This is a genomic window from Halobellus marinus, from assembly GCF_032113415.1.
Taxonomy (GTDB): Archaea; Halobacteriota; Halobacteria; order Halobacteriales; family Haloferacaceae; genus Haloquadratum; species Haloquadratum marinus.
In genome coordinates this window covers 985,197-1,000,091 of the sequence record NZ_CP134946.1, presented here as the reverse complement: position 1 = coordinate 1,000,091, position 14,895 = coordinate 985,197, and the positions used below count along the sequence as shown (strand labels likewise).

Sequence of the window (14,895 nt, the reverse complement as noted above, 5' to 3'; positions counted from 1 at the left end):
GACGGCGGGACGCGGTCACTCCTCGCGCTCGCGGAGGAGGTCATCGAGGACGTAGAGGCCGAACGGGACCGTCCCGCAGACGAAAGCAAAGAGGACAATCTCCGGCCCCGCCTCGCCGAACCGGTCGATGTAGACCGACAGATTCCCGTCGAAGGCGTACGCCATCAGGATCACATTTCCCAGAAGCAGCGTCGAGAAGCCCCCGAGGATCGCGGTGTACCACACGATAAAGCGGCGAAACCGATCGTGCGTCGGAACGGGAAGGGGGACGGCGAGCATCGCGAGGGCCTTGTGACCTCAGTCGGCCGCGGCGTACTTAGTTAAGCGACGGAATGAACCGACGCGGGCCGGGTAAGCAACGACAAACGAAGGCGTTCGAGCGCCGATCGAAGGGCGCCACTTTTTCACCCTGGTGTGGGTAGCGCCGGTATGCCGACCGTCGCCGCCTGCCAGCTCGCGCTCGCCGACCTCGACGTCGCAGCCAACGTCGCGGCCGTCGAATCCCGCGTAGTCGATCTGCCGGATCGGGTCGACGTCGCCGTCTTCCCGGAGCACACGCTCACCGGCTTCGTCGCCGACGAGCGGGTCGCCGACGTGGCGCTCCCGGCCGACGGCGAGCACATCAGCCGCCTGCAGGACGTCGCCGCCGCCGAAGCGACGGCGCTCGTCGTCGGATTCGTCGAGACCGACGGCGAGGACCTGTACAACACCACCCTCTATCTCGCACCGGACGGCACGCGGGCCCGCTACCGGAAGCGACACCTGTGGTCGGGCGAGGAAGATGTCCTCGTCGTCGGCGAGGAGTTGACGACTGTCGAGACCACCGCGGGCACAGCCGGACTGCTCACCTGTTACGACCTCAACTTCGTCGAGGACAGCGCCGAACTGACCCGGCGCGGCGTCGATGTCCTGTTCGTCAGTGGTGGCTGGCCCGCGACGTACAGTGAAAACTGGACGCTGCTGATGCGCGCCCGAGCGCTCGACGGCGTCCGCTGGGCGGTCGGCGCGGGACGAACCGGCCGCCGCGACATCCCGGACGCCAGCGTAGTCGAGTACGCCGGGCGGTCGCTCGTGGCGCGACCGGACGGCGGCATCCACGCGACGCTCGACCGGCGGGAAGGCGACCTCGTCGCCGACCTGGATGGCGACATTCTCGCGGCCGCCCGCGACCTCGTGGGCGTCTCCCCCGAGTAAACCGCCGCCGACGGCGACTTTTTCACCCCGGCCGCCCTCGATGGCGGTATGTCAGGAGACAACTCCGACACGGACCGGGAACTCTCGCTCGGCGTCCCACAGCCGATCATCGACTCGCTGCCGGCCGACGGCGAAAGCGCCGCCGCGGATATGCAGGAGGCCGTTGCAGGGCTGGAGGGGAGCCTGAAGGATGCGATCGAATCCGCCGACTCGGAGTCGGAAGCGGCGGGCTACGCCGTCGACGCCATCGAGCACCTCGAAGACCGGATGGAGACCCACGACGAGTTCATCCCGGAGCTTCGGGCGTGGGGCCAGTCGCCGATCTACGCGATCGCGTGGCGAAACCTCTATGCGGAACTGATCGCCCAACTCTACGAGCACGACTGGCTCGCCGCGCACATCGACCGCGAGCGCAACTATCGCCTCGTCGAGGACGGGATCCGATTCGGGGACTAATAACGATTACTCTCGTCTCTTACCGCCGAGTGCCATCCCCGTTGACGGCGCCCCGGCGGTAAAAAGTGAGAGTAGTCATTACGAGACGGACTGCGGTAACCACGTACCGCTGATCGCAACGCCGGATGGCGTGACCTGCGGTACGACGTTACAGCAGTTTGGCTGACAGGAAGCGAACGCTCACTGCTCGGGAGCGGAACCGATGCGGGCGGGCCGCCGAACAAGCTTAATCCGTCGATAGCTACGTCTAGATACTACTATGGATGCACTCGATCGGGTGAAGAAGCGATACGCGACGAGCCAGACGCTTATGGACCAGATCAGGTACGCTGCGGAGTCAATAAGTCTGCAGTTCGATCAGTGGGGCGAACAGCACGTCTCCGGCCCTAGCCTCTACTTTCTGATCGTCGCGGAGATGAGTTTCGATGGATACACTGACCCACTCGGCGCGAACAAGTGGCCGGTCAACCGGTGTAAAATCGTCACCGAATCGTTAGATACGTTCACCGAAGTCGCGCGAGACGTGGCGATGACGCAGGATGGGGCGATTATCGTCACCGCGGACGGGACGATCCAAGAACAGATGGTGCGTGTCCGTAATCCCCCGCGGGATGATGTCCCAGGCATCGACGAACTCAATCCCGCCGACTGGATGGGAACTAAACACCTGAGTGCACTGGAAACCTCGCTCCGTGAGGACGTCATCTGGGCGGTCACACTGAGCGAAGAGGACGGGCGCGTCACCACGTTCTTGGATGGGACGTATCGGGACTATCCTCGCGACGAAATCGGTGGCCGATGGCGCCCCGAATAGGAACCTGGTTTCGCACCGGAGAACAGGCACAGATATGCGACTGGAACGTCGATCTCAGTTCCGTTGGCTATTTCGATCTGTTCGTTCTGAGAGATGCTGTGTAATCGCGTGCGGCTATCGGAACTGCGGCGATCGGACCCTGGATGGTCAGTACACTCCTCCTTCCTGCCGATAAAGCCCTGCTTAAAATCTGATTCGGCTAAATCCGGCTAAACTTGAGCGGCAGTATTGACCTGTTTCATATCAATCCCTCCCAACAATCAGGTATGATCAAGCGACGATCGAACATCGATCAGGGGAGAAAAACCGGGTGGAAGACCGTGGCCCAGCACGACTTCGGAGGGCTGACGGAACTCGACGCCACGATCGCCACCGCCCTGGGCGAAGACGGTTGTCTGGAGGACGGGCCGTTGTATCACGCAGTCGACGTCGAATCCGCCGAGCAGTTTCTCGCCTCCGCCGACGACGCCAGCGTGGTGTTCCCCGTTTCGGGCCACAGCGTCCGCGTCTCGGCGGACGGGACGGTCGAAATCAGACAGGAGTCCGGAGACGCGCTCGGGGTGAGGCCTGTCGAACACTGAGTTAGGCTATCGAAACGGCCGGTACCGCATCGGGCAGTGACGAACACCTTTTTGCCAGGGACCGCTTCCAGTCGGCTGTGACCGACGACGCGCTGCACGTGCGCTACGAGGGCGACGACGATCCCGAAAAATGCACAGCCCGGAAGCTCGCCCGCTTCGATCTCGTGGAGCTGCACCGGTCGGATCGCGAGACGCCGTACGGCGTCGTCCTCAATCCCCACGCCGAACGCGCGCTCTCACCGGCGGACGCCGACACGGGGCCGCTCGTCGCGCTGGATTGCTCCTGGGAGTCCGCGGGCGAAGCCCGGTTTTCGCTGCCCGGCGAGCATCGCGCGTTACCGTATCTCGTGGCCGCGAACCCGATCAACTTCGGACGCCCGATGCAGTTGACGACGGTCGAGGCGCTCGCTGCCGCGCTCGTCATCTTCGGCCGGCGAGACCGCGCCGAATTGCTACTTTCGAAGTTTACCTGGGGCCACACGTTCCTGGAACTGAACGAGGAACCGCTGGCTCGCTATGCCGACTGCGAGGACTCGGCCGAAGTGATCGCTGTCCAAGAAGAGTACCTCGATCGGGGGGAGGAAGAGTGAAATCGTTCAAACTGGCTCCGGGCCGGACGCTCAGCGGTTGAACAACCCGCCGAGTGCGCCACCGATGGCGCTGTCGATCGCGAAAAGCAGCGTGATGAAGACACCCACGAGGAAGACCCCCGCCCCGCCGAGGATCCCACCCAGCGGTCCGCCGGCGAGCCCGATCACCCCGCCGAGTAACGCGGCGAAGAGCGAGACTGCGATCCCGGATAGCGACCCCGCGACAAGGCCGTTCCACGCGCCGTTGCCGACCCCGCCGGCGAGGTAGCCGGCGACGAATCCCCCGACGAGGCCGGCGCCGACCTGTCCGACGATTGGGAGCCACAGGCCGAACGTGCCGACGACGAGCATCACGACGAAACCGATACCGACGGCCCGCCAGTTCGTACTCATACTGCTGTGGACGCGTTTGACGGACAAAATCTTCGCGGCTATTTGTGGAAAAACTCGAACGACCGCCGAACGGACGCGTTTTTACCGTTCGGCGATGTAACGTGAGTAATATGATTTTCGAGTCCCTTCCGACGACGCCCCGGTCGGAGGAACTTCTCGACAAGGCGTTCTCGCGGGCGGCCCGTGCTGGGCGGGCGAAGTCCGGGCTCGAGGCCCAGCAGTCGATGCTGCAGACGGCAGCCTCGATCCTCTCGGATAACCTGGAGAACGTCGTCACAGAGTGGCCCGACTTCGGGACGATCGACCCGTTTTACTACGAGATTGCCGACGCCATCGTCGACGTCGACGAACTCAGACAGAGCCTCTCGGAGGTGACGTGGGCGAGCCGACAGGTGGCCGAACTCCGCCGGGAGTACCAGCCGAAGCTCCGGAAGACGGACCCCGAGGCGGCTCGAAAACACCGGAAGCAGGCGTTCGCCCGGATGGCCGACGTCGTCGAGGAGGTCGCCGGCGACCTCGAACGGATCGGCGAGGCCCGTGACGCGCTGAAGAACCTCCCGGACATCCGTCCGGACGAACCGGCCATCGTCGTCGCCGGCTACCCCAACGTCGGCAAGTCCTCCTTCGTCAACGAGGTCACGCGGGCGACAAACGAGATCGCACGCTACCCGTTCACCACGAAGGGTGTCCACGTCGGCCACTTCGAGCGCGACCGGATCCGGTATCAGATCATCGACACGCCGGGACTGCTCGACCGGCCGGCGGCCGAGCGGAACGACATCGAGCGGCAGGCGGCCAGCGCGCTCGAACACCTCGCGGACGCGGTTATCTTCGTCCTCGACGCCAGCGAAGCGTGCGGCTATCCACTCGAATCGCAGCTTGAACTGCGTGACTCCGTCGCCGCACGCTTCCGCGAACGCGACGTGCCGGTGCTGACGGTGAACAACAAGAGCGACCGCTCCCGCGACGTCGACGCTGACTATCAGATGAGCGTCGAGACCGGCGACGGCGTCGACGCGGTACTCGATGCGGCCGTCGAGGCTGTCGGCTGGGAACCGGACATTCCGCCGTCCAGGCAAGAATAAGCGCCGGGAGCCAGCTATCCCGCCGTCCCGGCAAGAATAAGCGCCCGGAGTCGAAACCGGTCGGGAGGCTGCTTCGGCCGCCGCTGACACACAATGATCGAACCCGCCACTGCGCCGCTGTCGGAACTCGTTCTCCGGCTTTTGGTCGCTTTGGGCCTCGGCGCGCTCCTCGGGTTGGAGCGCGAGCAAAGCGAGTCTGGCGGGAGCTTCGCTGGGAGTCGGACGTTCCCGCTTTTCGCGCTCTACGGGGCACTGGTCGCCGCGTTCTTCCCGGACGCGCTGCCGCTCGCGTTCGCGATTCTCGTCGTGCCGCTGACCGTCGCGTACGGCGCGAAGGTCCGCTACGAGCGCGACCTGGGTCTGACGACGCTGATGGCGGCGCTGCTTACCGTTCTGCTCGGCGCGATGACGATGCACTCCCAGCAGGGTGCGACGCTCGCCGTCGTCGTCGGCGGGATTGTCACCGTGTTGCTGTCGGTGAAGGATCCGATCCACGCGTTCGCAGATCAGATCGAGGAGAGCGAACGGCGGGCGTCGGCGAAGTTCATCCTCATCGTCCTCGTCGTCCTCCCGTCGCTCCCGAACCGATCCCTGGCGGTGCTCTACGGACTCAATCCGCGGTTCATCTGGCTGATGGTCGTGTTCGTTACCGGGTTGGGATTCGTCGCGTATCTCCTGGGCCGCGTTTTGGGCCCCGAACGCGGGATCGCCGTCACCGGGGTGATCGGGGGGTTCGTCTCCTCGACGGCGACGACCGTGTCGATGGCGGGCAAGACCGCACAAAACGAGACGCTGTATCGCGTCTGTGCGTTTGCTGTCGTTACCGCGTCGGTCGTGATGTTCCCCCGCGCGCTCGTGGAGGTCTCGGTAGTCAACCCCGCTCTCCTTCCGAGCGTCGCGCTCCCGTTGGGGGCGATGACCGCGGTCGGCGCGGTCGCGGCGGCCGTGCTGTACTGGCGGACGTCGGCCGAGGAGACAATCGAACCGGAGGAGCTGAACAATCCGTTCCGGCTGCGTCCGGCGCTTTTGTTCGGCGCGATCTTCGCGGTCGTGCTCCTCGTCTCGGAGTACGCGAACCAGTGGCTGGGCGCGACGGGAATCTACGCGACCGCGTTCTTTTCCGGACTTGCCGACGTCGACGCGATGACGCTCACGCTGAGTAGACTCGCCGCCGAGGGGACTGTCTCGACGGAGGTCGCGACGACCGGAATCGTCATCGCGGCGATCGCGAACACGTTCGTCAAGGCGGCGTTGGCGTTTCTCCTCGGGACCTACCGACTCGGGCGGCTCGTCGCGCTCGTGTTGGGCACTGTCGTCGCCAGCGGCGTCGTCATTCTCGCGCTGACGGTCTGAACGTCCCGATTCGGGCCGCAAATCAACCGGCCGACTGCTATTCGACGGCGGTGTACGTCACGTCGACGGTCGCCGAGACGGTCACCGATCCGGCGTCGAACTGCGTCGGCGCGCCGCCGCTGTCGGCTGCGGTCGCGCGCACTTCGTAGACTGGCGCGTGACCGCCGCCGGTCGATGCCGATTTGACGCCGGTCACGGTCAGGTCGGCCGATGATGCGATGACGTCGGCGTCGGATCGCGCGTCGCTCATCGCACGTTCGAGCGCCTCTTCGCGGAGTTCGGTGCGGGTCTCGTCGGTGAGCGTGAACTGGACGTGCCGGACCTCGCTTGCCCCGTTGCCGACTGCGGTGTCGACGACGGTACCGGCCGCGTCTGGCGTCGTATCGATACGGAAGACGTGGACCGCCTCGTACCCGACGATTTCGCGCTGCTCGGTCTTGCGTTCGACGTCGGAGATCCCCCGGACGCGGTAGGCTGCGGTCGTCACGCTGTCGTCGTCGACGCCCGCCTCGCGGAGCGCCTCACGCATCGTCGAGGCGTTCGCGGCCACGGATTCACGGGCGGCCTCGGCGCTGTCCGCGCGGGCGGTGACGGCGACAGTCACGATTGCCCGGTCGGCGTCGGCGGAGACTTCGCCGCTGCCGCTCGTGGAAATCGTCCGCTGTGATTCGGCGGCTGCGTCGCTGCCGGTGGTCTGGAGAGGAGCACTGCATCCTGCGAGCAAGAAGAGCGCCGCGATCACGATGGCACCGATACCGAGTCGTCGGTTCATACCCGTCAGTACGTCGGCACAGATAATCAACGCGCGCTTGACAAAAGGAACTGTTTGACTCTTTCGGAGCGTGCGGTGGCTTACCCGGCGGCGCGGTCGACGGCGACGTACTGGATCTCGACGCGGACGTCCCGCTGTCCGAACGGGCCGATCGGCTCGGGGGCCAGCGCCGAGACGCGGTCACGTATCGACGCCCCCACGTCCGGCGGCGACTCCGACGGCGGGTACCCGACGGTCACGACGACGGTCCGCGGAGTCTGTAAGGGGAACCCCTCGTAGACCACCTCTAAATCGAGCAGCGTCGCCTCCGGCGGCAGTTCAGCCTCGATGGCGGCGGTGGCGTTCTCGTCGAAGTCGGCGGTCCGGTAGGAACTGTACGTGAACGCGCCGAGTAACCCCGTGAGAAGCAGGAGGACCACAGCCAGCGCCGCGATCCGCTTGATCGTCGACGCGCGTGCCTCCTCCTCCCGGAACCAGAGTTTCGGTCGGTAGCCCATCCGCCAGAGCACGATGAGCGCGACCAGGTTGATCGCGAGGACGTTGACGAGGACGAGGACCGCAGAGCCGAGGACGGCGCCCGGCGCCCCCCAGGCGATACCGATCCCGACGACCGCCGTCGGCGGGATCAGGGCAGCGGCGATCATCACACCGACGAGCGCCGAGGAGACCCCGGATGCGAGCGAGACGGCGCCCGCTGCGCCCGCCCCGAGCGCGATCACGAGCGAAAGAACGTCCGGGGCGAGTCGCTCCTGTACCTCGCCGATCGCGAACACCTCCCCGGCGGAGAGCGGAACGATGTTGGCCGACCGGATCAGGTACGCGAAGATGGCGGCCGCGCCGATGGCGATGACGCCGCCGAGCGCCTGGAGTTTGATGCCGCGGACGGCGAGTTCGTCGTCGTCGACGACGGTCCCGACGCTTGCAGCCATTGCGGGACCGATCAGCGGCGCGATCACCATCGAGCCGACGACGACCGCAGGCGAGTCAAGGAGAAGCCCGGCGGTCGCGACGATCGCACTGACCGCGGTCATCAGCACGTACGGCCGGATCGTCGGTGCCATATCCTCGGCGCGAGCGACGAGCTCCTCGCGAGCGATGCGGTCGCCGTTGCTGGCCTCTTCCTCGTCGGATTCGTAGCGTTCTTTCAGCTTCTCGAAGCGATCGGAGACGACCGTCTCGGCCTGGACGATCACGGTGTAGGCGTTTCGCTCGATGCCGACGCCGCGGAGGTCCTCCAGAATCGGCTCCACCGCCGCCGTCGGCAGCGGAAACGTGACGACGGCAGTGTAGTCCCGACCGCTGGTCTCGTCAGAGACGGCGTAGTCGACGTCCTCCTCGTCGAGGACGCCGAGAACGGCCTCGCGTTTCCCCGTCGGAACCATCACCTGAACGAGTCGCACACCGGGCGGTCACGCCGGCGGGACAAGAATCCGACGGGTGGCTCACGAGAGTTGGCGAACAGCCGGCACGACTTCCGCATCCCCGCGCCGATGTGCCGGACAACCGCAGAGGGCGCGGGGCCGAATCTACGTCACGGGGACGCTGGCCCCGCGATCGGATATAAACCTCCGCCCCAAGCACTCATATCGATCGCAGCCCCAGACCTACGCGATGCGGCGTGTCTCGGTGACGAACCTGCTCAGGCCGTTCGAGAACGGGGTGCGCTCCGCCCTCGCCCAGCACCGCTCGCTGTCGGCGCCGGTCACCGACTTCCTCGCGGTTGCGGTGTGTGCGGTGTACGCAGCACAGGCGTTCGGGACCGCCCTCTGGGACGCCCCCTCGGTGTTCGTGACGACGAACTACGTCTACCTCCAGGCGCCGTGGCTCGCGTGGCCCCTGTCGCCGTTGCTTCACGGTGGTCTCGAACACGTCGTCCCGAACGTCGTCACGCTGTTCGCCTTCGGGCGGATTGCCGAGTCGCACCTGTCGACCCGACGTTACGCCGCGATGGCAGCGATCGCGGCCGTCGGATCGATCGCGGCGCTGGCGTGGTGGGGGACCGTTTTCGGCGCCGACACCCACGTCGCCGTCTACGGAATCAGCGGCGTCGTCTTCGCGGCCGCCGGGTTCGCCGTAGTCCACCTCCCTGACCACGAACGGGTGACCGATCCCGAACTCCTCGCGGTACTCTTCGGCGTCTGTGCCGTCGGCCTCGTCGGCGTCCAGTCGCTCGGTGCACTCGTGCTTCTGTCGCCGGCGACGGTCAACGTCGGCCACGCGGTGGGGCTCCTCGTCGGCGCCGGGACCGCGTTCACTGTCGATAGCGACTGCGCCGACCACGGATCACGGGACTCGGACCACCGATCGGACGGACACGCCGGGGCGCCAGTGGCGGATATTTCCCCCACAGAGGGGGCCGACGAGGAGTAGAATTATGACGGATCGTTCCCATCGTGGGGACGATGGAGGACAGCGAGTACGACGAACTCACCGCGTCGCTGACGCCACACGAGTCGGCCGGCGGGGTGACGACGTATCGGAACACCGTGAGCATCGCCTGTCCCGCGTGCGGTGACCCGTTCGACGACCTGGTCATCTGCGAGGACGAGTACAACAGCCTCGAACTCAGTATGCTGCTCGACCTCTGCGTGACGACACACGAGGACGAAGTCCTGCTTTTCACACACAAACAGTAGTCGGGACGTCGCGACGCCACCGCCGGCGTCGTCGCAGGAGAGGCGTGTGGCGAATGGGCGTGAAAGCCCCGTTTTTCAGTCCCGTTCGTCCAGTTCTTCCGGCGGCAGTCCCTCCTCGTTGATCACGGTCCCCTCGTCGTCGACGGTGACGATCCCGCGGTTGTTCACCGCGTGGGCGTCGAGGCCGACCTCCTCTAAGAACTGCTTGTAGAGCCGTTCGGCGGTCTCGCCGTCCTTCTGCTTCTCGGAGGCGTGGTCGCACAGTTCCACCAGATCCTCCGGGACGTCGTTCTCGTGGACGATCCAGTGGTTGATCAGATCCGACAGCCGGCGGATCGGGGAGGTGAAGTGCCCGTAGATGTCGAAGTTCAGCGCGTAGTGGCCGCCGAAGGGGTCGTTCATGTACTTCGCGCGCGGCATCACCTTCAGCACGGCGCGCTGGATCTTGTTGAGCGCCCGCTTCTCGGAGTTCTCCAGGGCGTCGTTGACGGCCTTCCGCGGATCGTCCCAGGAGGCCCCGGAGATGTTCACGCCGTCGAGTTCGGTGATCTCCCGCAGCGCCTCGTCCCACTGGTCGGGCGTCGGCTGGGGGTGGACCCGGTACATCGCCTCGACGCCGCGGTTCCACATCAGTTCGTGCGTGACGGCCTTGTTGGCCTTCAGCATACACTCCTCGATGATCGTGTGAGCGCGGTCCCGGCTCGGGTTCAAGACGAGCGAGCCGTCCTCCTTCCGCTGTTCGTGGAGCTGCTCCGCCAGTTCGTAGACGAGGACGTTCTCCTCGTGGAGCGGCGCCTCGGGGTCGTCGAGGCGGTGCTCACACTGCGTGTACGTCAGCCGCTCGTCGGAGTGAATCACCGACTTGTAGATGTCGACCGTCTCGAAGGACAGCGTCTCTTTGCTGATCTCCATCTCGACGGTGTGGGCCAGCCGGTCTTCGCCTGCAACGAGCGAGCAGACCGTCTCCGCGAGGACCGGGGGGAGCATATGGACCGTATAGGCCGGGAGATACACCGTGTTCCCGCGTTCGACTGCCTCTTGCCACATCTCCGAGCCGGGATGGACGTAGTGGGTGACATCGGCGATGTGGACCCACAGCGTGTAGGTCTCCTCGTCTTGGCGGATACTGAGCGCGTCGTCGAAGTCCTGGGCGTCGACCGGGTCGGTCGTCCACGTCGTCAGGTCACGGAGGTCGTGGCGGTCGTCGAGTTCCGCCTCGATCTCGTCTTGCACGCCCTCGGTCCGTGAGCGTGCCTCGGAAAGAACCGCGGGTGGGAACTCGTCGCGGAGTTCGAACTCCGCGAAGAGCTCCTCGCGTTTCTCCTGCAGCTGCCGGGCGACGTCGGGCGAGATCTCGACGGGGCCCTGGCCCTCGGCCGTCCCGGCCTGTGACTGCGCGTCGTTTGACATACCGGGTTCTACTGTCGAGAGGTAGTTAGTGGTGTCGCACCGGGGAAAGCGAGCCGCTCGGGACCGGATCAAGCCAGGGATCGCCGCCGGCGACGTCGTTATGCGAACGATGCCAGTGTCGTGCGTCGGTTTTCGCGACCGAAAGCGGTAGGGGTTTATCCGGGCCGCGTGCAACACTGCCTCGTGTCCCGCCGTCGTCTCCCCGGAGAAGTGCGCCGTGGCCTCCGCGACGTCGCGCCCATTATGCTCGGGGTCGCGCCGTTCGCCCTCGTCGCCGGCGCGGCCGCCGTCGACGCCGGACTGACCCCGATGCAGGCGGTCGGCCTGTCGGTCGTCGTCTTCGCGGGCGCCTCCCAGTTGGCCGCGATCGATCTGTTCGGCAGCGACGCCGCACTCGCCGTGATCGTCCTGACCGGCGTCGTGATCAATCTCCGGATGGCAATGTACTCCGCGTCGATCGCGCCACACTTCCGCCCGCTGCGGGCCCGCTGGAAGGCGATCAGTTCCTACATCCTTACCGACCAGGCGTACGCCCTCTCGATCGCCCGCTACGCCAACGAGGAACTCGACGCGACCGAGCGGCGGCGCTACTATCTGACGGTCGGCGGGTCGCTGTGGGTGGTCTGGCAGTGCTGTACCGCCCTCGGAATCGTCGTGGGCGCGCGGGTCCCCGACTCGTGGGGGCTGGAGTTCGCCGTCCCGCTCGTGTTCCTGAGCCTCCTGGTCCCGGCGGTCTCCTCGCGGCCGAAACTGGTCGCAGCGCTCGTCGGCGGCGGCGTCGCCATCGCGGGCGACGTCTTCGCGGTTCCGCTCGATCTCGGTCTGATCGCGGGCGGCATCGCGGGAGTCGCCGCGGGAGTCGCCACGGACGCGTGGCTGGCAGACGGGAGCGCAGGAAGCGCGGGCGAAGACGAGGGGTCGCACTGATGCCGACCGAATACGGCGCCGTGGCGATCTGGGCAGTGATCGTCGTCTTGGGCGTTGCGACGTTCAGCATCCGGTCGTCGTTCGTCTTCCTGCTCGGCCGCATCGACGACCTCCCCGATCGCGCCCGGAACGCGCTGCGGTTCGTTCCGCCCGCAGTGTTCGCCGCGCTCACGCTGCCGGCGATCGTCGCGCCCGAGGGCTCGATCGCGATCGCCGGCAACCTCCGGTTGCTCGCGGGGATCGTCGCCGGTGCTGTCGCGTGGTACGTCGACGACATCCTCGCGACGATCGTCGCCGGGATGGTCGCGCTGTGGGTGCTGCGGTTCGGGCTGGGACTCGGATGATCGGTTCCGGACTCACGGTCGATCTCGGATGATCGGTTCCGGACTCACGGTCGATCTCGGATGATCGGTTCCGGACTCACGGTCGATCTCGGATGATCGGTTCCGGACTCACGGTCGATCTCGGATGATCGGTTCCGGACTCACAGTCGATCTCGGATGATCGGTTCCGGACTCACAGTCGATCCGTGTTCCGGTTTCGGTGGCCGACTCGCCCGCGTGCTGGGAGGTCCCCTGCGCCCGAGAAATTAAATCGGCTCGGCGTGTCGTGCCGCTATGGACTGGCGGACGGCGGAGGCGACACTCGATTACGAGCCGGTGACCGAACCGACCGTCTCGCGGCTGTTCGAGGCGGCTGCGACGCGGCACGCCGACGCCGTCGCGCAGCGATACAAGGGCGGGATCTACGACCGCTCGCTGGCCGCTGCGGACGTCGTTCCCGCCGCGCCGGACGGCGGATACGCCGACCTAACGTTCGCCGAGATGCGCGAGATCGTCCGCCGACTCGCCGCCGGGTTCCGCGCGATCGGCGCCGGCGCCGACGATCGGGTGGGCATCCTCGCGAATACCCGACTGGAGTGGGCGCAGACCGACTTCGCGCTCCTCGCAGCGGGGACGGTCGTCACGACGGTTTACCCCTCCTCTTCGGAGTCGCAAGTGGAGTACCTCCTCTCGGATCCGGGCGCATCGGGCGTCGTCGTCGAGAACGCCGAACTGCTCTCGCGGGTGCTCGCCGTCGAGGACGCGCTCGATCTCGACTTCGTGGTCGTGATAGACGAGATCCCCGACGGCAGCGGGATGGCCGGGGCTGCTCGCGACAGGGACGACATCTATTCCCTCGCGGCGGTGTACGAACGCGGGACGGACGTGTTCGAGGAGGCGGCGTACGAGTCGTGGCTCGATGCGCGCGCCCCCGACGATCCCGCCTCCCTCATCTACACCTCCGGGACGACCGGCCGCCCGAAGGGCGTCGAACTCACCCACGGGAACTTCCGGGCGAACGTCGGGCAGTGCTACAGGCGGTTCAGCGATCGCCCGGAGAGCCCGATCACGGGCCTCTCCCCGGACTCGACGACGCTTTCCTTTCTCCCGCTGGCACACGTCTTCGAGCGGCTGGTCGGGCACTTTCTGATCTTCGCCGCCGGTGCAACCGTCGCCTACGCGGAGAACCCCGACACGCTCCGGGACGATTTCCGGACCGTCCGGCCGACGGTCGGAACCAGCGTCCCGCGGGTCTACGAGAAACTCTACGACGCGGTCCGCGCCGCGGCCCGGGAGTCGCCGGTGAAACGGCGGCTCTTCGAGTGGGCCGTCGACGTCGGGCGGACCTATCAGGCGACGGACGACCCCGGACGGCTACTGACCGGGAAGTACCGTCTCGCGGATCGGCTCGTCTTCTCACAGGTGCGGGAAGCCCTCGGCGGCCGGATCGAGTTGCTCATCAGCGGCGGCGGGAGTCTCTCCCCGGAACTGTGCCGCCTGTATCACGCGATGGGGCTGCCGATCCTGGAAGGCTACGGGCTCACGGAGACGGCGCCCGTGCTCGCCGCAAATCCGCCCGCGGCGCCAGCGATCGGCACTATCGGGCCGCCACTCTACGACGTCGACGTCCGCCTCGATTCGACGGCAACGACAGCACAGATGGCGAGCGACGACGGCGAGGTCGGCGAACTGCTCGTCCGCGGGCCGAACGTCTTCGACGGGTACTGGAACCGCCCGGAGGAGACTGCCGCGGCGTTCACCGACGACGGGTGGTTCCGGACGGGCGACGTCGTCGAACAGCGACCGGACGGGTATCTCGTCTTTCGCGAGCGGGCAAAGCGGCTTCTCGTCCTCTCGACGGGCAAGAACGTCGCGCCCGGCCCGATCGAGGACGCCGTCGCCGCCAGCCCGGTGGTCGAATCGTGTCTCGTCGTCGGCGACGGGCGAAAGTTCGTCGCCGCCCTGGTCGTGCCCGACGTCGACGGCCTTCGCGAGTGGGCCGCCGGCGAGGGGATCGACCTGCCGGACGACCGGACCGCGCTCTGTCGGGACGAGCGGGTCCGGGCGCGCGTCGAACGCGCGGTCGACGCCGCCAACGACGAACTGGAGTCCCACGAACAAATCAAACGGTTCCGCCTCGTCCCGGAACCGTTTTCGACGGATGACGACACGCTGACGCCGACGATGAAAAAGCGGCGGGACCGGATCCTGGATCGATACGACGAGGCGGTTGCGTCGCTGTACGAGGGGGCGGAGGCGCCGTCGAACCAGTAGAATGTTACATCCGTTCAGGGTTCCGAATATTCGTTCCCGAAGTGTGCCACTAGACGGATGGCGAAAGTCCGACCGGAATCTGGGGAT

Annotated in this window: 17 protein-coding genes; 12 read left to right on the top strand and 5 right to left on the bottom strand. The window is 66.4% G+C overall.

The annotated features are described in order from the left end of the window. Positions 1-15: 15 nt before the first annotated feature. Entirely contained in the window at positions 16-279 is a 264-nt protein-coding gene (locus RJT37_RS05070; protein WP_313688327.1) for a hypothetical protein, read from the bottom strand. Between the two features lie 150 nt (positions 280-429). Between RJT37_RS05070 and RJT37_RS05065 the strand changes: the two genes are divergently transcribed. The 5 genes from RJT37_RS05065 to RJT37_RS05045 all read left to right on the top strand — a co-directional run bounded on the left by RJT37_RS05065 (position 430) and on the right by RJT37_RS05045 (position 3,635). Then, positions 430-1,194, top strand: coding sequence for a carbon-nitrogen hydrolase family protein (locus tag RJT37_RS05065; RefSeq protein WP_313688325.1), 765 nt, complete (start codon positions 430-432; stop codon positions 1,192-1,194). 48 nt (positions 1,195-1,242) lie between these two features. Further along, positions 1,243-1,650, top strand: a complete 408-nt coding sequence (locus RJT37_RS05060; protein ID WP_311170576.1) for a DUF7971 family protein — start codon at positions 1,243-1,245, stop codon at positions 1,648-1,650. Between the two features lie 259 nt (positions 1,651-1,909). Next, a complete protein-coding gene (locus RJT37_RS05055; RefSeq protein WP_311170575.1) occupies positions 1,910-2,464 on the top strand; it encodes a hypothetical protein in 555 nt (184 codons plus the stop codon). A 266-nt stretch (positions 2,465-2,730) separates the two neighbouring features. Further along, complete coding sequence (locus RJT37_RS05050; RefSeq protein ID WP_313688322.1) at positions 2,731-3,045, top strand: HalOD1 output domain-containing protein; 315 nt, start codon at positions 2,731-2,733, stop codon at positions 3,043-3,045. Between the two features lie 77 nt (positions 3,046-3,122). After that, on the top strand, positions 3,123-3,635 hold the full coding sequence (locus tag RJT37_RS05045) for a DUF367 family protein (RefSeq protein WP_313688320.1): 513 nt from the start codon (positions 3,123-3,125) through the stop codon (positions 3,633-3,635). 30 nt (positions 3,636-3,665) lie between these two features. Here RJT37_RS05045 and RJT37_RS05040 read toward each other — a convergent pair whose 3' ends face one another. Further along, on the bottom strand, positions 3,666-4,028 hold the full coding sequence (locus tag RJT37_RS05040) for a DUF5518 domain-containing protein (RefSeq protein ID WP_313688319.1): 363 nt from the start codon (positions 4,026-4,028) through the stop codon (positions 3,666-3,668). A 110-nt stretch (positions 4,029-4,138) separates the two neighbouring features. On the opposite strand from RJT37_RS05040, the gene RJT37_RS05035 reads away from it, so the two are divergent. Continuing rightward, entirely contained in the window at positions 4,139-5,113 is a 975-nt protein-coding gene (locus RJT37_RS05035) for an NOG1 family protein (protein WP_313688318.1), read from the top strand. A 93-nt stretch (positions 5,114-5,206) separates the two neighbouring features. After that, on the top strand, positions 5,207-6,466 hold the full coding sequence (locus RJT37_RS05030; RefSeq protein ID WP_313688316.1) for an MgtC/SapB family protein: 1,260 nt from the start codon (positions 5,207-5,209) through the stop codon (positions 6,464-6,466). 37 nt (positions 6,467-6,503) lie between these two features. On the opposite strand, the gene RJT37_RS05025 is transcribed toward RJT37_RS05030, so the two are convergent. Next, entirely contained in the window at positions 6,504-7,238 is a 735-nt protein-coding gene (locus tag RJT37_RS05025; RefSeq protein ID WP_313688314.1) for an SIMPL domain-containing protein, read from the bottom strand. 80 nt (positions 7,239-7,318) lie between these two features. Further along, positions 7,319-8,638 carry a TIGR00341 family protein gene (locus RJT37_RS05020; RefSeq protein ID WP_313688312.1) on the bottom strand — a complete coding sequence of 440 codons (1,320 nt, stop codon included), beginning with the start codon at positions 8,636-8,638 and terminating at the stop codon, positions 7,319-7,321. Positions 8,639-8,849: 211 nt separating this feature from the next. Between RJT37_RS05020 and RJT37_RS05015 the strand changes: the two genes are divergently transcribed. Beyond that, positions 8,850-9,608, top strand: a complete 759-nt coding sequence (locus RJT37_RS05015; RefSeq protein WP_313688311.1) for a rhomboid family intramembrane serine protease — start codon at positions 8,850-8,852, stop codon at positions 9,606-9,608. Between the two features lie 32 nt (positions 9,609-9,640). Further along, positions 9,641-9,874, top strand: coding sequence for a DUF7385 family protein (locus tag RJT37_RS05010; protein ID WP_311170566.1), 234 nt, complete (start codon positions 9,641-9,643; stop codon positions 9,872-9,874). A gap of 75 nt (positions 9,875-9,949) precedes the next feature. On the opposite strand, the gene RJT37_RS05005 is transcribed toward RJT37_RS05010, so the two are convergent. Next, the gene (locus RJT37_RS05005) at positions 9,950-11,284 is read right to left on the bottom strand and encodes an RNB domain-containing ribonuclease (RefSeq protein ID WP_313688309.1); all 1,335 of its coding nucleotides are present in this window, start codon (positions 11,282-11,284) and stop codon (positions 9,950-9,952) included. A gap of 183 nt (positions 11,285-11,467) precedes the next feature. Between RJT37_RS05005 and RJT37_RS05000 the strand changes: the two genes are divergently transcribed. The 3 genes from RJT37_RS05000 to RJT37_RS04990 all read left to right on the top strand — a co-directional run bounded on the left by RJT37_RS05000 (position 11,468) and on the right by RJT37_RS04990 (position 14,808). Then, positions 11,468-12,211 carry an AzlC family ABC transporter permease gene (locus RJT37_RS05000; protein WP_345785384.1) on the top strand — a complete coding sequence of 248 codons (744 nt, stop codon included), beginning with the start codon at positions 11,468-11,470 and terminating at the stop codon, positions 12,209-12,211. Next, positions 12,211-12,555 carry an AzlD domain-containing protein gene (locus tag RJT37_RS04995; RefSeq protein WP_313688308.1) on the top strand — a complete coding sequence of 115 codons (345 nt, stop codon included), beginning with the start codon at positions 12,211-12,213 and terminating at the stop codon, positions 12,553-12,555. Before RJT37_RS05000 ends, RJT37_RS04995 begins: the two co-directional genes overlap by 1 nt. Before the next feature lie 273 nt (positions 12,556-12,828). Then, on the top strand, positions 12,829-14,808 hold the full coding sequence (locus RJT37_RS04990; RefSeq protein ID WP_313688306.1) for an AMP-dependent synthetase/ligase: 1,980 nt from the start codon (positions 12,829-12,831) through the stop codon (positions 14,806-14,808). Positions 14,809-14,895: the final 87 nt, after the last annotated feature.